Below are 20151 nucleotides of genomic sequence, written 5' to 3' on the forward strand. Positions count from 1 at the left end.
GAGGTTATGGATGTGCTGAATTCACGGCATTCCGCGCTCGCGGCGTACGCAATGGACGCGCTGGACGAGAGCGGGGCCAGGAAATTCGAGCGGCACCTCTCGCGGTGCCGGCGCTGCCAGGGGGAGCTGACGGACTACCACCGGGCGGGGCTCTTCGGCCTGCTCCACGACGCGGCGGAGAGCGGCATGCTCAACCCGCTGCTGGACACCATCCCCCACCAGCGGACCCCGGAAGCAGCCGACGAGCCCCCGGCGGTGCCGTTGCGGCGGCGACTGCTGTCGTGCCGGTCTCGGCTGCGCCGGGTGCTGCTGCTGGTGGGAAGGTGACCGGGCCGGCGACCGCGGCCGCACCGGGCCGCGCCGCGCTCTCCTGGCTGCCTGGCGCCATGCGGGTTACCACCATCTCGACGGGTCCGGCCGGTGCACCCTGGGTGACCGGCACTACTGAGGTTGGGTCAATTCTGCCGCCGTTCGGCCCGCGGGTCTCTACGGTAGGCACCGTAGAAAACACGGAGAGTTGGGCGATCGGCCCTTCGGTACCTCCGCTGGTCACCCTCGGTGGCCTGGACAACCCACGAGAGAATGGTGCATTCTCCGGGTCCCACGCGCGTTCACTCCGTAGGGGATACCGAGAGCGGCCGAGGTGTCGCGGATCGGAGAGCTACACGTGACAACGTCTTCCGCGCTGGCGCCTGCCCGAAGACCAGCCGAGCTGGTGGGCGCCGGGCCGTTCTTCGGCCGCGAAAAGGAGCTGGACACCATCGGCGGCCTCCTCGCGCGCGCCGGAGAAGGCCTCGAGTCGCACGTCATGGTCTTCGGCGAGTTCGGTGGCGGCAAGACCGCGCTGCTCGACGCCGCCGCCCGCCGCGCGCGGGCGCAGGGCTTCACCGTGGCCATCGCACGCGGCGCCCGCCTGGAGGTCCGCCTGGCAGGCGGCATCCTGCACCAGCTTTCCGACGCGCTGCTCGAGGTCATCGACAGCGACGGCACCGCCGCACTGCCCGCCCCGGTCCGCTCGAACTCCGAGTTCGACGCGCTCGAGTCCTTCCAGTTGCTGGTCCGGACCGCCGCGGCCCGCCGCCCGCTGTTCCTCGCCGTCGACGACGTGCACCTGGCCGACGCCTGGTCGATGCGCTGCCTGGCCTACGCCCGGCCCCGGCTGACCGGGCACCGCGTGGTCATCGCCACCACCGCGAACCGCGGGCTCGCCCCGCTCAGCGAGATCTCCCTGCCGGAGCTGACCGGCACCACGCCCGAGGTCATCGACCTGGGCGGGCTCGACCTGCCCGGGGTGGCAGGCCTGGTGCGCGCGGCGACCGGACGGCAGGACGCCGGGTTCGCCGCGGCCTGCCGCGAGGTCACCGGCGGCAACCCGTACCTGCTGCGTTCGCTGCTCAGCACCCTGCAGCACCGGACGCACAAGATCGGTGAGCTGACCGCCGAGCAGGTCCGCGCGGTCTCCGTGCCGCTGATCGGCGAGATCCTGCGCGTGCGGTTGCGCGGCCTGCCCGGCACCACCGACGTGGCACGCGCGGTGGCCGTGCTCGGCGAAGACGCCACGCTCGAAGCCGTCGGCGCGCTGGCCGGGTTGTCCCCGCGCGCGACCCTGCGAGCGGTGGACACGCTGGTCCGGCTGCACGTGCTGGCCGACAGCTATCCCCCGGAGTTCACCTATTCCTACGTGCGCAACGGCGTGCTCGATGACATGTGCGTCGCCGAGCAGGCCGCCAGCCACGCCACCGCCGCCCGCCTGCTGTTCGACGCGGGCGTCCCGGACGAGCGGGTCGCCGCGCACCTGCTGGAAGCGGGCCCGATCCGGCTGCCGTGGGGCGTGGAGGTGCTGCGCCGGGCCGCCCGGCGCGCGGTGCACCAGAAGAACCCCGACCTGGCCGGTGCCTGCCTGCGCCGCGCGCTCGACGAGCGGCTGCCGCCGGACCGGCGGCTGGCCGTGCAGCTGGAACTCGGGCACGTGGAGTTCGGCCTGGACCGCTCCGCCGGGCGGGCACGCCTGCGTGACGCGCTGGCCATGGCCGAAGACCCCGGTGCGGCGGCGGAGGTCGCCGAGACGATGGTGCTCGGGTCCTGCGGCGACGCGGCGAACCGGCTGGCCATCTCGGTGGCCACCGAGGTGATCGCCCGGCTCGGCTCCGCCCAGCGCGAAGTGGCCCAGCGCCTGCGCTACACCACCTACCTCGCCGCGGCCGGTGGCTCGCGGCACCCGTCGGCGTGCGCGCAGCGGGTCTTCGACGACCTGCGCGCGGAGATCCCCGAGAACGACCAGCTGCGGCGCATCCACGCGCTGCTGGTCGCGGTCGCGCACGCCAGGGAGGCCGGTTCCCACGCCGACTTCCTGCGGTACGCGGCCGAGGCGCTCGACGGCGACTCGATACCGGCGTTCGGCCAGCCGTACGTGTTCGCCCTGTTCAGCGCGGCGCTGGCGGACGAGCCGGAGCACGCCGAGCGGTTCCGCAGGCTCGTCGAAGGCATGCGCGAGCCGCACGACTACCACCTGCGCAAGGGCATCGCCGCGTCACTGGCCCACGGCATGGCCATTCACCTGCTCGGTGACCTTCCGAAGGCCCGCACGTTCTTCGCCTCGCCGGTGCGGATGTTCCTCGACTCCGGCGCGGCGGATGACTGCCCGATGGCCACGCTGTGCCTCGCCTGGCACGCCGAGGTCCTGGTCGACCTCGGCAGGCTGGACGAGGCGACCGCGATGCTGTCGCACGTCACCGTCGGCGAACTGTTCTCCGACGCCTACCTGCTGTTCTCGCGCGGCAAGCTCCGGCTGGCCGCGGGCGACGGCCAGGGCGCGCTGGACGACCTGCTCGACTGCGGGAAGCGACTCGAAGAGCGCGGGCTGATCAACCCGGCCGTGCTCGCCTGGCGCGAGCAGGCCGTGCGCGCGCACCTGCTGCTCGGCGACCGTGATCAGGCCGCCGAACTGGCCGCGGAGAACCTGCGGCTGTCGAAGCTGTGGGGCACCCCGCGCGTGGTCGGCACGGCGTTGCTGGCGGTCGGCATCGCGGGCGACGACGGTGACGACGCCGAGCACGCCCTGCGGTCGGCGATCGAGTCGCTGTCGGCGTCACCGGCGAAACTGCGACTGGCCGAGGCGCTGTACGAGCTGGGCTCGCTGCTGCGGCGGCGCGGGCACCCGGAGAAGGCGGTGCCCCAGCTGCGGCGGGCGGTGGACCTGACCGCGCAGTGCGCGGCGGAACCGCTGTCGAGGCTGGCCGGGCGCGAGCTGCGGGCGTGCGAGTCGGCGCTGAGCGAGACGAAGACCAGCACGCACGGGCTCACCAAGCAGGAGAACCGGGTCGCGGCGATGGCGGTGCAGGGGCTGACGAACCGGCAGATCGCCGACGCGCTGCACCTGACCAGGCGGACGGTGGAGCTGCACCTGTCCGGCGCGTACCGCAAGCTCGGGATCTCGGGCCGCGGCGACCTGTCAGCGGCGTTCCCCGGCTAGCTCGTCCAGTGCTTTCCGGACGAGCACGGCCGGCGGCTCGGTGATGTCGAGCACCTGGCCCCGCTCGTCGGCGCCCAGCGGTTCGAGGTCGGCGAACTGCGAGTCCAGCAGCGACGGCGGCATGAAGTGGCCCGACCGCCCGGCCAGCCGCTGCGCGATGACCTCGCGCGGGCCGTTCAGGTGCACGAACCACACGTCGCCACCGCCGCGGAGCACGTCGCGGTACCGCCGCTTCAACGCCGACGAGGTGACCACGCCGCCGGTCTCCCCGTGCTCGCGGATCCAGCCGGCGATGGCTTCGAGCCAGGGCCCGCGATCCTCGTCGTCGAGCGGGGTGCCCGCGGTCATCTTCTCGATGTTCGCCTCCGGGTGGAACGAATCCGCCTCGGCGTAGGCGACGCCGAGCGCCTCCGCCAGCGCGGTGCCCACGGTGGTTTTGCCAGACCCGGACACGCCCATCACGACCACGACCGTCATGTCGGGCATGTTCCCACAGGCGGCTCGAAGGGGCTGGCAACCCGCGCAGTAATCTGGGCGTTCAACACAGGTGACATGGGGCCAGGCGAACGGGAGCCAGGGGTGAGCGCGGGGCGCGCGATCGGACTGTTGCTGGGGGTGGCCGCGGACGGCATCGTCGGGCACCCGAAAGACGGCCGTCCGGTCGCCGGGTTCGCCCGCGTGGCGCGGGCGCTGGAAAAGCGGATCTACGCCGACCACCCGGTGCCGGGCGCGGTGCACGCCGGCCTGCTGGCCGGGGGCGCGGTGGTGCTCGGCGTGCTGACCGAGCGCGCGGGCCGCCGCAGCCCGGTGCTGCAGGCGACCGGCACGGCGATCACCACGTGGGCCGTGCTCGGCGGCGCGGCGCTGGCGATCGACGGCACCGAACTGGCGCGCGACCTGGAGACCGGCAGGCTGGACTCCGCGCGCGACACCCTGTCCGAATTGGACCCGCGGGACACGGACGGGCTGACCGTCATCGCGCTTTCGCGGGCTTCGGTGGAGACGGTCGCGGAGGGCACTTCGGACGCCGTGGTGTCGCCCCTGTTCTGGGGCGCGGTCGCGGGAGCGCCGGGGTTGCTGGGGGCGCGGGCGGTGAAGGTGCTGCGGCGGATGAACTCTTCGCCGTCGAGGAACCAGCGGTTCGGCTGGGTCGTGGTCCGGCTGGACGAGCTGATCAACCTGCTGCCGACGCGGCTGGCCGCCGCGCTGACCGTCAGCGGCGCGCCGGTCGTGGGCGGCTCGGCCGCGGGTGCGTGGCGGGCGTGGCAGCGGGATGCCTCCGCCCACCCGAGCCCGAACGCGGGCCGGGTCGAAGCCGCCTTCGCCGGCGCACTGGAAATCCGCCTCGGCGGCCGGACGGTCTACCCCCACGGCGTCGAAGAACTCCCGGTCCTGGGCGACGGCCGCAACCCGGACGCCGGCCACGTCACCCGAGCCGTCGAACTCTCGCGCGTGGTCGGCTGGCTGGCCGGCCTCACCTCCGCCCTCCTCGCCCTCCTAATCGGCCTACGCCACCGCCGCCACCCCTAACCCACCCTCGTACAACCGAACCCCACCCTCGTGCAGCCGAACTCCACGTTCAGGCAGCCGAGTTCCACGTTCGGGAGCCTGACTTCCACGTTCAGACGAGCGAGCCCGCATCCAGGCAGCCGAGTCCCACGCTGGGCAGCCGAGTTCAACGTTCCAGCAGCCGAACCCCACGTTCAGAAGCCTGAGTCCCACGTTCGGGCACGCGAGTCCCACATTCAGGCGCCCGAACCCCACACTCGTGCAGCCGAGTTCGACGCTCCAGCAGCCGAGTTCCACACTCAGGCAGGCAAGTTCCACGTTCGGGGCAGTCCGAGCTCGCCAGCACAGGCTGGGGCTCGAGGCTCCCTCGCCAAAGGCTCACTCGCCGAGTGTGGAACTCGGCTGCCTGAACGCAGGACTCAGCCGCCCGAATGCGGGATTCACCTGCCTGAACGTGGAACTCGGCTTCCGGAGCGTGGGGCTCGGCCGCCCGAGTGTGGAACTCGGCTGCCCGAACGTGGGGTTCAGCTGCCTCAACGTGGAACTCGGCTGCTCGGGCGTGGAACTCGGCTTCGCGAACGCGGGGTTCGGCTGCCCCTACGTGGGACTCGACCGCCTGAGTGTGGGACTCGGCATCCCGGGCGTGGGGTTGGGCTGCCTGAACGTGGGGTTCGGATGCGCGAGTGTGGGACTCGGCGCGCGAACGTGGGGTTCGGGTGCCTGAGTGTGGGGTTCGGGTGTGTGAACGTGGGGTTCGGGGGTTACTTCGGATGGGCTGGTTGGGGGTAGCTGGTGGGCCGGGTGGCGGTGGGCGTGCTGGGTGGGGGATGGGCCGGATGGGGGGCTACTGGGGAGTTGGTTGCCGTGGGGGGTGAGGGGGTACCGAAGGTTTCTTCGTCGTCGTCTTCGGCCAACATCTGGGCAACCGTTTTCCGGCGATCCGAGGAGCCCGAGCGCGGATCCCCGGCCAGCGCGCCCCCCGGCTTCAGCTCCCGCACGGTGAAGTACAGCCACCCCAGCACCGCCATGGTCCCGAAAGCGATCCACTGCAGCGCGTACGAGAAGAACGGTCCCGCCTCCAGTTTCGGCAGCGGCAGCGGTTCGAGCCCACCCGGCTGGTTCTCGTCCAGCTGGAAGTACCCCGGCCGGATCGGCAGCCCGGTCGCCCGCGCGACCACCCGCGAATCGACCGTGTAGCTGTGCAGCCGCCCATCCGTGGACTCGTCCGCGAAGGCGTCCCGCGCCTTCGGGTCCGTCTCGTCGATGCGCACCCGCGCGACCACGGTGACCGGCGCGGCGGGCGGCGCCGCGTAGGCCGGGACCCGTGTGCGGTCGTCCGGCCGGACCACGCCCCGGTCCACCAGCACGATCTGCCCGTCGGTGGTCCGCATCGGCGTCAGCACCTCGAACGCGGGCTCACCCAGTACGGTCCGCAGCCGCGCGATCACCTCGGCGTCCGCCACATAGGTGCCGGTGAACGTCACCCGGTCCCACTGCGTGTCCTCGGTCGGCGCGGCCCCGCCGGGCAGCACGGCCTCCACCGAACGCGGTTCCGCGGTGAACGACTCCTGCAACGCGACGTTCTGCGTCTCGCGCTCGCTGTCGCGGCTGAACTGCCAGGGCGCCAGCAGCGTGTAGCAGGTGGCGGCGAACGCGAACACCACCAGCGTCAACGCCAGCCAGCTCGGCCTGAGCAGGAACTTGAACCGCACCCCTCAACCGTAAGCCGTCGCCCGCGTCACGTTCACCCAACCCCGCGTGCGATGGCCAGCGCCTGCCCCGCGTACCCACCGCCGAAGGCCGCGGCGTGCACCAACAAGGGGAACAACTGGTGCAGCCCGACCCGCTCGCGCCACCCGTCGCCCAGCGGCGCGGCCTCGTCGTACGCGGCGAGGATCCGGTCCAGCTGGGGCGTGCCGAACAGCGCCAGCATCGCCAGATCCCCCTCCCGGTGACCACCGTGCGCGGCCGGATCGATCAGCCACACCCGGCCGTCCGCCGACCACAGCACGTTCCCGCTCCACGCGTCGCCGTGCAGCCGGGCCGGTGGTTCCTCGGGCACCCCCAGCTCGTCGAGCCGACGGCAAAGCCCCTCGAAGACCGCGACCTCGTCACGTCCGTACAACCCCCGGTCCGCCGCGGACCGCACATACGGCGAGATCCGCTCGGCGGCGTAGAAGGAGGCCCACCTCTCGTGCCCGACGTTGCGCATCGGCTCCGGCCCGATCCACGCGTCGACCGGACCACCCGGCGGCGGCGCGCCGAACGCCTCGGCACCCCGTGCGTGCAAAGCCGCGAGCCCCCGCCCGAACTCCTCGGCGGCCCCAGCGCTAGGGCTGCCGCTCTCGACGTACGAGGTGATCAACCACTCATCATCCGCAGCGAGCACCTCCGGCACCGGGACGTCGCCGTACTCCGCGAGCCACCGCAGCCCTGCGGCCTCGGCCTGGACCGGCCCCCGCTTGGCGACCACGATCCGCGAGCCGGTCTCGACCCGATAGGCCGCGCCACCGAGCGGGGACGACCGCGTGACCGGCTCCCCCAGCAGCCGCTCGACCGCCTTCACAGCCGCTCGCGCACCCAGTCCAGCAGTCCGGGCATGCTCCGCTCGATCATGCCCAGGACGTCGGTGAACCCGTCGTTGCCGCCGTAGTACGGGTCCGGCACCTCGGCGTCCGGCCCGGCGGACGGGTCGAAGTCACGCAGCAGCCGCACCCGTTCCGGGTCGTCGACCTTGCGGCGCAGCTCGGCGAAGTGGCTCTGGTCGGCCGCCAGCAGCAGGTCCGCGGCGAGGTGGTCGGCGTCGACCTGTGCGGCGATGTGGTCGACCGGGTACCCGGCGGCGGTCAGCGTCGCGCGCGCCCGGCCGTCGGCGGGCTCGCCGACGTGCCACGGGCCGATGCCCGCGCTGCTCACCCGCACCCGGTCGGCCAGCCCGGCCCGGCGCAACTGCTCGCGGAAGACCAGCGCCGCCATGGGTGAGCGGCAGATGTTGCCCGAGCAGACGAAAGACACGTGGAGACTCACCCCGCTAGTGTCCCTCGCAGGCGGAGTCCAGTGATCGGCGGAGGGCACGCCGGTGCAGCTCGTAGAAGTTCAGCTCGCGATCGACCGCCCGGATCGCCAGCGCCAGCCGCACCCCGCACGACGGCTGGGCGCGAATGGCCGAAGTGGCCGCCAGCTCGGTGAGCAGCCCCTCGTTGATCCGGTCGATCACCGGCCGGATCCCGGTCGGCAGGTCGGGGCGGTGGGTCGGCGCCTGCTCGGGGTTCGCCGTCCAGTAGTCGTACAGCCCGCGCTGGACCACCTTGTTCGCCTCGATCTGGTCGCGGAAGAACTCGACCGCGGCGGCCGGGTCCAGCCCGAGCCCGGGTGCCTTGGCCGCCACCCCGTCGAGGATCTGCTGCTCGCGCACCGGATCGTCGATGGGCTGGGTGCCGAACTTCGCGGCGGCGATCTTGTTCGCGATCTGCACGCGCTCACCGGACAGCTCGGTCAGCGGGTACAGCGCGGGCGGCGCGGCCACCGCGGCGGGCGCGGTCAGCAGGAAGGCGGCGGTGAGCAGGACGGTGGTGAACCGACGGCGCATGGACCAGCACGCTACATGCGAGGATCACCGGCATGCCTGTCCAGCTCGCCGACGTCATCACCGCGCTCGAGACCGCCTACCCGCCTGAACTGGCCGAACCGTGGGACGCGGTCGGCCTGGTCTGCGGGGATCCCACCGAACAGGTGACGCGGGTGCTGGTCTGCGTGGACCCGGTGGCCGCCACCGTCGACGAGGCGCTGGAGCTGGGCGCGGACCTGATCGTCGCGCACCACCCGCTGCTGCTCAAGGGCGTGCACGGGGTGCCGGCCGACACCACCAAGGGCAAGCTCGTGCACCGGATGATCCGCGCGGGCATGGCCTTGTTCTGCGCGCACACGAACGCCGACTCCGCCAGCCCCGGGGTCTCCGACGCGCTCGCCGAGGCGATCGGCCTGCGGGTGCTGAGGCCGCTCGCGCCGACGCGGGAGGACAGCGTCACCGGGCTCGGCCGCATCGGTGAACTCCCCGAGCCGGAGCCGTTCCAGCGGTTCGTCGAGCGGGTGTCCGCCGCGCTGCCGCGAACCCGCGCCGGGGTCTACGGCGCCGGCGACCCGGGCCGCGAGATCCGCACGGTGGCGGTGTCCGGTGGTTCCGGTGACAGCTACCTCGGCGCCGCGACCGCCGCCGGGGTGGACGCCTACGTCACCGCCGATCTGCGCCACCACCCCGCCGGGGAGCACCTCGAAGCCGGGCCGTCCGTGCCCGCGCTGGTCGGCTTGACCCACTGGGCCAGCGAATGGCCCTGGTGCGGGCAAGCCTCGGCCGTGATGCGGCACGCGCTTGCCGGTAACGTCGACATCCACGTCTCCACGCGGTGCACCGACCCGTGGACGATCCGCGCTTGAAGTTTCTGAGGGAGTTGACGACACCGTGAAGGCCGAACCCGCCGTGCAACGCCGCCTGCTGGAGCTCGCCAAGGTCGACGCGGAGCTGTCGCGGCTGGCCCACCGGCGCCGCACGCTGCCGGAGCTGGCCGAGATCGCCGAGCTGGAACAGGAACTGCAGGCGAAGAAGGACGCGCTGGTCTCCGTGCAGACCAGCGCTTCGGACCTCGATCGCGAGGTGGCCCGCCAGGAACGCGAGATCGACTCCGTGCGCACCAGGACCGACAAGGACCGCAAGGCGATGGCGTCCGGCGCGGTCGGCGCCAAGCAGCTGACCGAGCTGCAGCACGAGCTGGAAAGCCTGCAGCGCCGCCAGAACGCCCTCGAAGACGACCTGCTGGAGCTGATGGAACGCCGCGAGGCGCTCGATCTGGACGCCCAGCGCACCGGTGCCGAGGTGGACAAGGTCACCGAGCAGCTGGAGCACGCCGGCCGTCGCCGGGACGAGACGCTCAAGGACATCGACACCACGCAGGCGCGCCGCGAGCAGGACCGCGCCGAGCTGGCGCCGAAGTTCCCGGAGCCGCTGGTCAAGCTCTACGAACGGGTGCGCGCGCAGCGCGGCATCGGTGCGGCGCTGCTGCGTTCCCGCCGCTGCGGGGCCTGCCACCTGGACCTGGACCGCTCGACCGTCTCGGAGATCAAGACCATGCCCGAGGACGAGATCGTGCAGTGCGAGAACTGCAACGCGATCCTGGTGCGCACCATGGAGTCCGGTCTGTGAGGGTGGTCGTCGAGGCCGACGGCGGTTCGCGGGGCAACCCGGGGCCCGCCGGGTACGGCGCGGTGGTCAAGGACGCCGAGACCGGTGAGGTGCTCGCCGAGCGCCGGGACGGGCTCGGCGTGGCGACCAACAACTTCGCCGAATACTCCGGCCTGCTCGCCGGGCTGGCCGCCGCCGCGGAGCTCGGCGCGTCCACTGTGGACATCCGGATGGACTCGAAGCTGGTGGTCGAGCAGATGTCCGGGCGCTGGAAGATCAAGCACCCGGACCTGCAGCCGCTGGCCGCGCGGGCGCGGGAACTGTCGGAAAGCTTCGAGCGCGTGCGGTACGAATGGATCCCGCGCGCGAGCAACTCCCACGCGGACCGCCTCGCCAACGAAGCGATGGACACCCAGGCGGGCAAACCGCCGAAGACGCAGGATCGCGTGTCCCCGGCGAAGTGGAGTGGTGCGGTCGGCACGCCGACGAAACTGCTCCTGCTGCGCCACGGTCAGACCGAGATGTCGGTGGAGCGCCGGTATTCCGGGCGCGGCGACGTCCCGCTCACCGAACACGGCCGCCGCCAGGCCGACGCCGCGGCGAAGCGGCTCGCGGGCATGGACGGGCTGATCGTCGACGGCGAGCCGTCGCCGGTGATCGCATCACCGCTGCTGCGCACCCAGCAGACCGCGCAGGCTGTCGCCGACGCGCTGGGCGGCCGGGTCGAAACCCACCAGGGCCTGATCGAGACGGATTTCGGCAGCTGGGAAGGGCTGACCTTCGCCGAAGCCGCCCAACGCGACCCGGACCTGCACTCGAACTGGATCAGCGATTCGTCCGTCCCCGCACCGGGCGGCGAAAGCTTCGACGTGGTGCACCGGCGCGTGCGCGCGGTGCGCGACGACCTGGTCGAGCGGTTCGCCGGGCGCACGGTCGTGGTGGTCAGCCACGTCACGCCGATCAAGTCGCTGCTGCGGCTGGGCCTGGACGCCGGGCCGTCGCTGCTGTACCGGCTGCACCTGGACCTGGCCTCGCTGTCCATTGTGGAGTTCTACCCGGACGGCAACGCCTCGGTCCGCCTGGCGAACGACATCTCCCACCTCACCTAGGCCCCGGCACCTCCCCCACGGCCAACGCTATGAGTGGGGCATTACTAGCGTTCTACGCAAGTAATGCCCCACTCATAGCATTCAGGAGGAGGCGGCCCAGGCTTCCAGCATGACGCGGGCGATGGAGGAGTTGCCCGGCATGACCAGGCGGTCCGGGTCGAATTCCGGGTCCTCCGGGTCGGGACGGCTGCCGCGGCCCAGTTCGAAGGCTTCGAGCACCTCCGCCCGGGTGACCCAGCGCGCCGACTCGATCTCGCCGTCCGCCGGCACCAGGGGCTTCGACGCGTCGGCGCGGGCGGTGAAGCCGAGCATGATCGACCGCGGGAACGGCCACGGCTGGCTCCCCAGGTACCGGATCGCCCAGACCTCGGCGCCGACCTCCTCGCGGATCTCCCGCTCCGCACAGCCTTCCAGCGACTCCCCGGCTTCGACGAACCCCGCCAGGATCGAGTACCGCCCCGGCGGCCAGGTCGGCTGGCGGGCCAGCAGCACGCGCTCGCCGTTGACGCCGACATCATCGTGCACCAGGCAGATGACCGCCGGGTCCGTGCGCGGGTATTCCTCGTGCCCGCACCGGGTGCACTTGGTCGCCCACCCGAACTGCGCCAGCTCGGTCGTGCCACCGCACCGCGCGCAGAAACCCGCGCGGTGGTGCCAGTTCCGCAACGCCATCGCCGTGGTGAACAGCCCGGCCGAAGTGTCGTCGAGCAGATCGCCGTGGCCGCGCAGGTCCACCCAGACCTCGCCGTCGGCCAGCGGTGCCTGGTCGCGCAGGCCCCAGCTGCCGGTCAGCGTCACCCACTCGCCGTTCTCCGGCGGCGTGCCGGGCAGCGTCCAGTAGTCCACGCCCTCCCATTCACCGAGGAAGGCGGCGTCTTCCGGCGGCACGTCCCCGAAGGACACCGCCTTGCGCGTGGCCAGCGCGTCGCCGTCCCGCGGCACGGGGGTGCGGCCGGACTTGGCGTCCAGCAACACCACCCGCGCGTCGGACCAGCGGGCGTGCAGCCGTTCCGGGTCACCGCGCAGGTTCTCCTGACGGTCCACAGTGGACCGGGAGAGCGTCGGCAGCCGGTCGAGCTGGAAGGGCTGGGTCATACCTCTCCGATCGTGACCCCGCCGAGCGACTGGAGCCTGCGGCCGATGGTGTCGGCGTCACCGACGACCACCCCGGTGAACCGGTTCGGGGCGAAGAAGTCCAGTGCCGCCTCGGCGACCTCCTCCGCGGTGACCGCGGCCAGCCGCTCCGGGTGCCCGGCCAGCCACTCGAAGCCGAGCCCGGCCTGCGCCAGCGCGGAGAGCTGCCCGGCGAGCCCGGTCTGCGAGGAGGTGGAGATGCCGAGCGAGCCGATCGCGTACTGGCGCACCGATTCCACCTCGTCGGCGGTCGGCGGCACCAGCCCGAGCCTGGCCAGTTCGTACCTGGTCTCCAGCAGGGCCGCGGCGGTCACGTCGGTGGCGGTGTCCGCGTCGACGAGCAGCGTGGCGGAGTTGCCGGTGAACTCGAAGCCGGAGTGCGCGCTGTAGGTGTACCCCTTGTCCTCGCGGATGTTCTCCACCAGGCGCGAGGAGAAGTACCCGCCGTAGGCCAGGTTCGCCAGTTGCAGGTGCGCGTACCGCGGGTCGGTGCGGCGCAGCGCCTGCGCGGACAGCCGCAGCTGCGACTGCACCGCGCCCGGTCGCGGCACCAGCAGCACGTCACCGCCGGTCAGCTCGGGCAGGTCCGGCAGCACGGTGGCCGCCTTGTCCGAGGCCCAGCCGCTCAGCGCGCGCTCGAGATCGGCGACGACCTGCTCCGGGTCGATATCCCCGACGATCACCATGGTGGAGTTCTTCGGCAGCACCGCATCGGCGTGCAACTGACGCACGCCCGCCGGGTCCACCTTGGTCACGTCCTCGGCCTGCGGCACCTCGAAGGTGGCCGGGTGGTTGCCGTACCGCCTGCGCTGCAGGGCTTCGCGGGCGATCGTGCGCGGCTGCGTGCGGGCGATGGCCAGCCGCTCGATCAGCCGTGCCGACTCCCTGGCCACCTCGGCGTCGGCGTAGGACGCCTCGGTGAGCAGGTCGGCGACCACGTCGAGCAGCGTGGGCAACCCGCTGGCCAGCGCGCTCGCGCTGAGCGCCAGCCGCTCCGGGTCGACCACGGTGCTCAGCTCGCCACCGATCAGCGCGAGCTCGGTGTCGATGGCCACCCGGTCGCGGCGGGCGGTGCCGGTGATGATGGTCTCGGCCAGCACCTCGGCGGTGGCCGGGTGCAGTGGATCGGTGCCGGCGAAGGGAATGCTCAGCCGGAGTTCGACCAGCGGCACGGTGTCCTTGCGCACGGCCAGCACGCGCAGCCCGTTCGCCAGCTTCGTGTCCACATGGGACAGATCGGCGGCGGCGCGCTGCTCGCCGAGCGGGGGTACCGGGCGCGGGCCGCGTTCGGTGCGGCCGATCTCCTCGGCACTGCGGTGGTCCGTGCGCTCGACGGCGGTCACTTGCTTCCTCCCTGCTCGGGCTGGACGACCAGCACCGCACGTGAATCGGGGCGCAGCGCCTTGGCCGCGGCGGCGACGTCGTCCGCGGTGACCGCGGCGAACCGGTCGGCCAGGCCGTGCACCAGGCTCGCGTCGCCGTAGAGCAGTTCGAAGGAACCCAGCGCGAGCGTGCGCGAGACCATCCGGTCGTGCTCGGAGTGCATGCCCGCGGCCCAGCGCGAGGTCACCCTGGCCAGTTCGCGCGCGTCCGGCGGCGTGGCCGCCAGCAGGTCGATCTCCTCGTCGATGGCCTTGAGCACGCGGTCACCGGTGACGTCCGGGGCGTGGATCGCGGTGATCGAGAAGGTGTCCGGGTCACGGGCCTCGAACGGGCCGAACAGCCCGGCGCCGGCGCCGATGTCGGTGACGATGGCGTCGCGGTGGACCAGCCGCTGCTGCAGCCGCGAGCCGTCGCCGTCGGTCAGGATCCCGGCGAGCACCAGGTTCGCCAGGTAGGCGTCCAGCTCGCCGACCGGGTCGGGCATGCGGTAGCCGACGGCCAGCGCGGGCAGCGGGGCGTGCGGGTCGGTGTGGTGCCCGCGCAGCTCCTCGGTCGGCCGCGGCTCGGCGAACGAGCGGCGCGGCGGGGCCGGGCGGAACGGCACGTCGCCGAAGTGCTTCTCGACCAGTTCGCGTGCCCGGTCGACCTCGAAGTCACCGGCCACGGTGAGCACCGCGTTGGCCGGGGCGTAGAAGGTGTCGAAGAAGGCGGCGCAGTCGTCGAGCGTGGCCTGCTCGAGGTCGACGAAGTCGCCGTAGCCGTTGTGCGCGTTGGCGAAGGTGGAGTACAGCACCGGCGGCAGCAGGATCCAGGGGAACCCGCCGTACGGCCGGTTCAGCACGTTGAGGCGGATCTCCTCCTTCACCACGTCGATCTGGTTCGCCAGGTTCTCCTGCGTCAGCTTCGGCGCGCGCATGCGGTCGGCTTCGAGGAACAGCGCCCGTTCGAGCGCCGCGGCCGGCAGCACCTCGTAGTAGTCGGTGTAGTCCGGGTGCGTGGACCCGTTGAAGGTGCCGCCACTGGACTGCACGTGCCGGAAGTGGGCCAGCTTCTCGAGGCTCTCGCTGCCCTGGAACATCAGATGCTCGAACAGGTGCGCGAACCCGGTGCGTCCCTCGGGCTCGGAGCGGAAGCCCACGTCGTAGTGCACGCTGACACCGACCACCGGTGCGGTCGGGTCCGGCGCGAGCACCACGCGCAGCCCGTTGTCCAACTTGAACCTGTGTAGCTCGGGTACGGCCATGACCGCCACCCTACGGGTTAGCCCGGTCACGGTGGGAGCGACCGGCGAGGGCCGATACCAACTCGTCGGCCGCGCCCGGCCGGTACCGCTCGGCGAGCCCGCGCAGCGCGGCCGTGCCCTTCACCGTGCGGGCCGGGAGCGCCGCCGCACCGAGCGCGAGAGCCGCCCCCGCGACCGACAGCACCACGCCGAGCTGGGCATATCCCACGGTCAGCGCGAGCAGCGCGGTCAGGAAGAGGCCGTAGAAGATGATCCGGACCCCGGCCCGCCGCAGGCGCGGGGTGCGCAGGAGGCCGTCGCGCCGGAGGTCGGCGCGGACGAACCGGTCGAGTTCGGCCAGGTAGATCCGCACCTCGTCTGTCTGTACTCGTTCTCCACTGGCGAACACCTGATCCAGCACGACCTGCTCGAACTCTCGCAGCGGCTCGCCGGACTCGGTGCGGGTCAGCGTCCGGTCCGTGGCGGTCAGGTGGCCGCGGTCGCGGAGGTCGGCGACGGTCAGGGCGGCGTCCATCGCGTCGGTGCGGCCGTCGGCGAGCGTGCCCGCGTACCCGGGCGGATGACCGTCCGACGCCCGGGACGGCCACCAGCGCCGCAGGAAGACGATCGCCCCGGCCCAGCAGAGCACCAGGAACCCGAGCGCAGCCCACGCCCAGGCGACCGGCGCGGTCAGCAGGAAGGCACCGCCGAGCGTCGCGGACGGCACGAGCCGCTCGTTCGCCGGAACCGAGTCCGGCGGCAGCTCGACGGTGATCATCATCCGCTGCCCCGGCGCGAGGTTGCGGTGGCTGAACCGGGTCAGGCCGACGTGGTCGATCTGCGCGGCCAGGCACGGCTTCGGGCCCGCGACGCAGCGGACCGCCTCCGGGATCTTGGGCGCCGCCAGCGAAGCGCGGACGAACTTCAGCTCGGTGTTCCAGCCCTGCGCCAGCGACCAGGACACCTGCGGGCCGACCGGGCTCGCCGTGAGCGCCCCGTCCACCGTGTACCGGACCACCGCCGTGCCGGACAGCTCCACGGTGAACGCCTCGGCGGTCAGCTCGGCGTGCCCGTCGCCCTCGATGACCACGTCCCGGACGGTGAGCACCCGGTCCTGGTCCCCGCCGATCGGCTGGCGCAGCGGCAGCTCACGCGTCATCGGCTCGGTCGCGGAGAGCGCCTCGGTGACGGTGAGCGCGCCGTCGCGCTCGACCCGCAGTTCGATCTCCGCGCTCTGCGGCAGCGTCGGCAGCGGTGGGGTGGCCGCGAGCAGCGTCGCGGCGACGAGCGCGATCAACGCAACGACCGGAGGTGCCCTGCCTCGGCGAGCACGCCGTCCAGTGCGGTCAGGAGTGCGGGCAGGTGCGTGCCGAGCCGTTTGAGGTCGCGTTCCCCTTCGAGGCCGCCGAACCAGTACAGCCCGGCCGCGCCGTCGGCCTCCGGATCGAGGTCGGCGAAGGTGTTGAGCCAGCGTTCGGTCTCCCCGAGCACCACGGCGTAGGGCAGCGAACGCGAGAACACGAGTTCGCGGTCCGCGTCGGGGATCTCGTCGGCCGGGACGCTCTGCAGGTAGCCGATGAGGCCGCGGATCTGCCCGGCGAGCGCGCGCCCGCGGGCGGTGCGCCTGGGCAGCAGCCCGGCACCGGCGCTGATCGCCAGGCCGAACACGATCAGCGCGAGCCCGAGCAGTGCGTCCCCTTCGGACAGTGCGAGCACCACGGTGAGCAGGAAACCGAGCAGCGCCAGCACCACGCCTGCCAGTCCGGCGAAGCCGCGGCCGGGGCCGGGGCTTCGGGAGAACCAGCCGCGCGCGACCACGTCGGCGTACATCGCCTCGTCGAACGGCTTGAGGTCGAGCCCGCGTCCGGTCCGCAGTTCGGACAGCAGCGAGGTGTCGGCACCCGAGGGCAGCACGGCCTGGAACACCGCGCGCTCGTAGGGGTGCAGGCTCTCGTCGGGGTCGTTGCGGCGGGAGATGCGCCAGTCGGTGATGCCGTCGGCGTCGCGCACCGGGGCGATCAGCAGGTAGTTGCGCACGGCGAGGTCGACCACGGTGGCGGTCACGTCGACCACGTCCGCCTTGCCGTCGACGATGGTGCCGACCTGACCGGGCAGCACCCCGTCCGGCGAGGCGAAGAAGACGCGGTCGTCCTCGTGCACCAGGATCTTCGACGGCTCGGCTGGCGCGTCGGGGACGCTCGCGTCCCGGCGGCGGCTCCAGAACAGGAATCCGCACCACAGCAGGATCCCCAGCCCGGCGAGGGTGAAGCCGAAGACCGCGGTGGTGGTCAGCACGAAGGCGTTCGCCAGGGTGGCCGTGTCGGCGAACCGCGCGTTCGCGGGCACGGTGGCCGAAGGCAGGCCGACCGCCAGATCGACCGGGTCACCGGCCTCGAGTCCACTTTGCTCGATCTTGATCACGCCGCCGTCGACGGTCTCGGCCGACTCGCACTGGCGGCCGGACCCACCGGCGAGGCAGCGGATCGAGGACGCCTCCGGCACCGGCGCGGCGAAGGACCCGGTGACCTCGGCCAGCTCGGTGTCCCAGCCACCGGCCAGCCGCCAGCGGATCTCCTGCTGGTCGCGCAGCTCGGCCACCGCTCCGTCCACTGTGTACTGGACGGTGGTCTTGCCCTCCGGGGCGCGGATGACGAACTCGTCCCCGGCCACCTCGGCGGCCCCGGCGCCGTCGGTGGTGACGTCGCGGACGGAGAACACCCGCTCGGTGTCCTCGCCGACGAGCAGGCGCAACGGAGCGTGCCGGGTGGCTTCCTGTCCACTCGGGACGGTCACCGTCTCGACCACCGACAGCAGGCCGTCCGGCTCGACCTTCACCTCGACCCCGACGGTGACGCCGGCGTCCTCCTGGCTCTCCGGCTGCTCCTGGGCCCCGGCGGCCGCGCCGCCGCCCAGCACGAACGCGACCGCGGCGGCGACGGCCCCCACATGCTTGAACACGGTGCTAGACCCTAGACCACGCCACGGGAACCGCGGTCCGTTTCGCGAAGTATTTTTACCGGCGTTCGTCCTCATGGTCCCCACGGCTCAGCTCGGCGGGGCGAAGGGTTGCGCGCCGGACGGCGGCCCGGGCGGCGGCAGCGTGGGACCGGGCGGCTGCTGGGCCCACGCCTGGGCGTGATCACGCCGCCGTCGTTCCGCGAGCACGGCGGACAAGTAGGTCCAGTACGGCATGCCGGGCGGCACCGGCGTCCCGATGGCGTCGGCGATCTCGCGGGAGATCTGGAAGCCGAGCTGCGACCTGGCGTCCTCGCTGAAGTCGCTCCAGCGGCCGAGGTACTGGCGTGCCCGCAGCGCGGCGTCGTCCGGCAGGTGCGCGAGGTCCAGGTGCGCGGCCCAGCTCTCCAGGCCGGGCGGCATCACGATCACCGGCGTGACCGCGGCCGGGGTGCGCTCGGAGATCACCACGGTGCCCGCCAGGTAGTCACCGACCCGCTTGCCGCGGCCGGAGAGGAAGGCGACCACCAGCGCCACCGCGCCGGCCAGGCCGAGCGCCCAGAAGTCGACGAAGAACCCGGCCAGGCCGCGGGTGAGCGCGTGGCGGAACCGGATCGGGCCACCGTCGTCGCGGACCACACGCAGGCCCAGCGCCATCTTGCCGAGGGTGCGGCCGCCCGACAGGCTTTCCATCGCCACCGGGTAGCCGACCAGGGTGAGCACCACCAGCACCAGCGAGACGGTGAGGAACAGCGCCTCGTCGAGCGTGGTGGCCAGCGCCAGTCCGGCGACCAGCAGCAGCCCGAACAACACCGCGGCCTGCAACAGGACGTCGAGCAGGAAGGCCAGGCAGCGGGTGGGCACGGCGGCGACGCGCAGCCGCAGCACCACGGCGTCCCCGGTGACCAGTTCGGACATCGCGCTCCCTCGCAGGCATTGGGTTCGGCCCGAGAGTAGTACTGTCGGACGGACTGGAACCGAGGGGAACGGACCGGGATTGGACGTCGACGTCTTTGTCGCCACGCACCGGCCCGCGTGGGACCGGCTCGAGGAGCTGACCAAGCGCAGCCGCAGGCTGACCGGTGCCGAAGCCGACGAACTGGTGCTGCTCTACCAGCGCACGGCCACGCACCTGTCCACGCTCCGCGCGAAAGCCCCGGATCCGGCGCTCATCGAGCACCTGTCCGCGTTGGTGATCCGCGCGCGCTCGGCGGTCACCGGCACGCACAGCCCGGCGTGGCGGGAGTTCGGCCTGTTCTTCACGCGCCGCTTCCCGGCGGCGGTCTACCGGAGCTGGCACTGGTGGGTGCCGGTGATGGTGGTCTCACTGCTGGCTTCGGCCGCGGTTTCGGCGTGGATCGCGATGAACCCCGACGTGCAGGCGAGCGTGGCCGCGCCGGAGGAGATCCGGCAGCTGACCGCGCCCGGCGGTGACTTCGAGTCGTACTACTCCAGCGACCCGGCGGCCTCGTTCGCCGCGCGGGTGTGGACGAACAACGCGTGGGTGGCGGCGGGCTGCCTGCTGCTCGGGGTGCTGTTCGGCCTGCCGGTGCTGTACATCCTGGCGACCAACGTGCTCAACGTCGGCATGTCGGGCGGGCTGATGGCCGCGGCCGGGCGGCTCGACATCTTCCTCGGCCTGATCACCCCGCACGGCCTGCTGGAGCTGACCGCGGTCTTCGTCGCCGCGGGCACCGGCCTCAAACTCGGCTGGACGGTGATCGACCCCGGCCGCCGGACGCGAGCCGCCGCCCTCGCCGAAGAGGGCCGGACCGTGGTGCTGATGGCGCTGGGACTGGCTTGCGTACTGCTGGTCACCGGGGTGATCGAAGCCTTCGTGACGCCGTCGGGCCTGCCGACCTGGTCGCGGGTGGGCATCGGAGTGGTCGCCGAACTCGTGTTCTTCGCCTACGTCTTCATCGTGGGCAGGCGAGCCGCGCTGGCCGGGGAAACCGGAGACCTGGACACCCGCCTCACCGCCGACACCGCCCCCACCTCCGCCTGACCCCTCTGCCCGTGTCACGAATGTGGCTTTCAGCTACCCCAGTGCAGAGTTCAGCTGCCCGAACGTGGAGTTCGGCTACCTGAATGTGGAGTTCAGCTGCCTGAGTGCAGGACTCGCGACAAGACCCACAAACCCGAACCCCACGCTCAAACAGCCGAACCCCACGTTCAAGCAGCCGAGTCCCAC

Annotated in this window: 18 protein-coding genes; 7 read left to right on the forward strand and 11 right to left on the reverse strand. The window is 72.3% G+C overall.

The window, feature by feature from the left end:
- Nucleotides 1-6: 6 nt before the first annotated feature.
- Together L3Q67_RS05170 and L3Q67_RS05175 are read left to right on the forward strand one after the other, a co-directional pair.
- The gene (locus L3Q67_RS05170; protein ID WP_499188449.1) at nucleotides 7-327 is read left to right on the forward strand and encodes a zf-HC2 domain-containing protein; all 321 of its coding nucleotides are present in this window, start codon (nucleotides 7-9) and stop codon (nucleotides 325-327) included.
- Between the two features lie 340 nt (nucleotides 328-667).
- A complete protein-coding gene (locus L3Q67_RS05175; RefSeq protein ID WP_499188450.1) occupies nucleotides 668-3472 on the forward strand; it encodes an ATP-binding protein in 2805 nt (934 codons plus the stop codon).
- On the opposite strand, the gene L3Q67_RS05180 is transcribed toward L3Q67_RS05175, so the two are convergent.
- Nucleotides 3452-3949, reverse strand: a complete 498-nt coding sequence (locus tag L3Q67_RS05180; RefSeq protein ID WP_499188451.1) for a gluconokinase — start codon at nucleotides 3947-3949, stop codon at nucleotides 3452-3454. The two genes, L3Q67_RS05175 and L3Q67_RS05180, sit on opposite strands and share 21 nt — an antisense overlap.
- Nucleotides 3950-4051: 102 nt before the next feature.
- Between L3Q67_RS05180 and L3Q67_RS05185 the strand changes: the two genes are divergently transcribed.
- The gene (locus L3Q67_RS05185; RefSeq protein ID WP_499188452.1) at nucleotides 4052-5002 is read left to right on the forward strand and encodes a cobalamin biosynthesis protein CobD/CbiB; all 951 of its coding nucleotides are present in this window, start codon (nucleotides 4052-4054) and stop codon (nucleotides 5000-5002) included.
- Between the two features lie 740 nt (nucleotides 5003-5742).
- On the opposite strand, the gene L3Q67_RS05190 is transcribed toward L3Q67_RS05185, so the two are convergent.
- Genes L3Q67_RS05190 through L3Q67_RS05205 form a run of 4 tightly spaced genes read right to left on the reverse strand, consistent with a single transcriptional unit; the run spans nucleotide 5743 to nucleotide 8570 of the window.
- On the reverse strand, nucleotides 5743-6693 hold the full coding sequence (locus L3Q67_RS05190) for an SURF1 family protein (RefSeq protein WP_499188453.1): 951 nt from the start codon (nucleotides 6691-6693) through the stop codon (nucleotides 5743-5745).
- 32 nt (nucleotides 6694-6725) lie between these two features.
- Nucleotides 6726-7547, reverse strand: a complete 822-nt coding sequence (locus tag L3Q67_RS05195) for a fructosamine kinase family protein (RefSeq protein ID WP_499188454.1) — start codon at nucleotides 7545-7547, stop codon at nucleotides 6726-6728.
- Nucleotides 7544-7957, reverse strand: a complete 414-nt coding sequence (locus tag L3Q67_RS05200; protein ID WP_499191432.1) for a low molecular weight phosphatase family protein — start codon at nucleotides 7955-7957, stop codon at nucleotides 7544-7546. Before L3Q67_RS05200 ends, L3Q67_RS05195 begins: the two co-directional genes overlap by 4 nt.
- 55 nt (nucleotides 7958-8012) lie before the next feature.
- Entirely contained in the window at nucleotides 8013-8570 is a 558-nt protein-coding gene (locus L3Q67_RS05205) for a chorismate mutase family protein (RefSeq protein ID WP_499188455.1), read from the reverse strand.
- Nucleotides 8571-8602: 32 nt separating this feature from the next.
- On the opposite strand from L3Q67_RS05205, the gene L3Q67_RS05210 reads away from it, so the two are divergent.
- The 3 genes from L3Q67_RS05210 to L3Q67_RS05220 are packed head-to-tail and all read left to right on the forward strand — an operon-like array spanning nucleotide 8603 to nucleotide 11266.
- On the forward strand, nucleotides 8603-9415 hold the full coding sequence (locus L3Q67_RS05210) for a Nif3-like dinuclear metal center hexameric protein (RefSeq protein WP_499188456.1): 813 nt from the start codon (nucleotides 8603-8605) through the stop codon (nucleotides 9413-9415).
- Nucleotides 9416-9440: 25 nt separating this feature from the next.
- Nucleotides 9441-10178 carry a zinc ribbon domain-containing protein gene (locus L3Q67_RS05215; RefSeq protein WP_499188457.1) on the forward strand — a complete coding sequence of 246 codons (738 nt, stop codon included), beginning with the start codon at nucleotides 9441-9443 and terminating at the stop codon, nucleotides 10176-10178.
- A 2-nt stretch (nucleotides 10179-10180) separates the two neighbouring features.
- Nucleotides 10181-11266, forward strand: coding sequence for a bifunctional RNase H/acid phosphatase (locus L3Q67_RS05220; RefSeq protein ID WP_499191433.1), 1086 nt, complete (start codon nucleotides 10181-10183; stop codon nucleotides 11264-11266).
- An 81-nt stretch (nucleotides 11267-11347) separates the two neighbouring features.
- Here L3Q67_RS05220 and nudC read toward each other — a convergent pair whose 3' ends face one another.
- From nudC to L3Q67_RS05250, 6 genes are all read right to left on the reverse strand, one after another.
- Complete coding sequence (gene nudC / locus L3Q67_RS05225; protein ID WP_499188458.1) at nucleotides 11348-12361, reverse strand: NAD(+) diphosphatase; 1014 nt, start codon at nucleotides 12359-12361, stop codon at nucleotides 11348-11350.
- Nucleotides 12358-13743, reverse strand: a complete 1386-nt coding sequence (locus L3Q67_RS05230) for a M16 family metallopeptidase (RefSeq protein WP_499188459.1) — start codon at nucleotides 13741-13743, stop codon at nucleotides 12358-12360. The genes nudC and L3Q67_RS05230 overlap by 4 nt, the downstream gene beginning before the upstream one ends.
- Nucleotides 13740-15026, reverse strand: coding sequence for a M16 family metallopeptidase (locus L3Q67_RS05235; RefSeq protein WP_499188460.1), 1287 nt, complete (start codon nucleotides 15024-15026; stop codon nucleotides 13740-13742). Before L3Q67_RS05235 ends, L3Q67_RS05230 begins: the two co-directional genes overlap by 4 nt.
- A gap of 10 nt (nucleotides 15027-15036) precedes the next feature.
- Nucleotides 15037-16302 carry a DUF2207 domain-containing protein gene (locus tag L3Q67_RS05240; protein ID WP_499188461.1) on the reverse strand — a complete coding sequence of 422 codons (1266 nt, stop codon included), beginning with the start codon at nucleotides 16300-16302 and terminating at the stop codon, nucleotides 15037-15039.
- Entirely contained in the window at nucleotides 16299-17963 is a 1665-nt protein-coding gene (locus tag L3Q67_RS05245) for a DUF2207 domain-containing protein (RefSeq protein WP_499188462.1), read from the reverse strand. Before L3Q67_RS05245 ends, L3Q67_RS05240 begins: the two co-directional genes overlap by 4 nt.
- An 87-nt stretch (nucleotides 17964-18050) precedes the next feature.
- Nucleotides 18051-18878 (reverse strand): RDD family protein, encoded by an 828-nt coding sequence (locus L3Q67_RS05250; protein ID WP_499188463.1) that lies wholly within the window; start codon nucleotides 18876-18878, stop codon nucleotides 18051-18053.
- A gap of 79 nt (nucleotides 18879-18957) precedes the next feature.
- On the opposite strand from L3Q67_RS05250, the gene L3Q67_RS05255 reads away from it, so the two are divergent.
- Nucleotides 18958-19965 carry a stage II sporulation protein M gene (locus tag L3Q67_RS05255; protein ID WP_499188464.1) on the forward strand — a complete coding sequence of 336 codons (1008 nt, stop codon included), beginning with the start codon at nucleotides 18958-18960 and terminating at the stop codon, nucleotides 19963-19965.
- Nucleotides 19966-20151: the final 186 nt, after the last annotated feature.

It is taken from the genome of Saccharothrix sp. AJ9571 (assembly GCF_021725495.1).
Classification (GTDB): domain Bacteria; phylum Actinomycetota; class Actinomycetes; order Mycobacteriales; family Pseudonocardiaceae; genus Amycolatopsis; species Amycolatopsis magusensis.

Coding starts and splice junctions, on each gene's coding strand:
- L3Q67_RS05170 (WP_499188449.1), top strand. CDS start 7: ATGGATGTGCTGAATTCACGGCATTCCGCGCTCGCGGCGTACGCAATG.
- L3Q67_RS05180 (WP_499188451.1), bottom strand. CDS start 3,949: ATGACGGTCGTGGTCGTGATGGGCGTGTCCGGGTCTGGCAAAACCACC.
- L3Q67_RS05200 (WP_499191432.1), bottom strand. CDS start 7,957: ATGGCGGCGCTGGTCTTCCGCGAGCAGTTGCGCCGGGCCGGGCTGGCC.
- L3Q67_RS05205 (WP_499188455.1), bottom strand. CDS start 8,570: ATGCGCCGTCGGTTCACCACCGTCCTGCTCACCGCCGCCTTCCTGCTG.
- L3Q67_RS05210 (WP_499188456.1), top strand. CDS start 8,603: ATGCCTGTCCAGCTCGCCGACGTCATCACCGCGCTCGAGACCGCCTAC.
- nudC (WP_499188458.1), bottom strand. CDS start 12,361: ATGACCCAGCCCTTCCAGCTCGACCGGCTGCCGACGCTCTCCCGGTCC.
- L3Q67_RS05235 (WP_499188460.1), bottom strand. CDS start 15,026: ATGGCCGTACCCGAGCTACACAGGTTCAAGTTGGACAACGGGCTGCGC.
- L3Q67_RS05250 (WP_499188463.1), bottom strand. CDS start 18,878: ATGTCCGAACTGGTCACCGGGGACGCCGTGGTGCTGCGGCTGCGCGTC.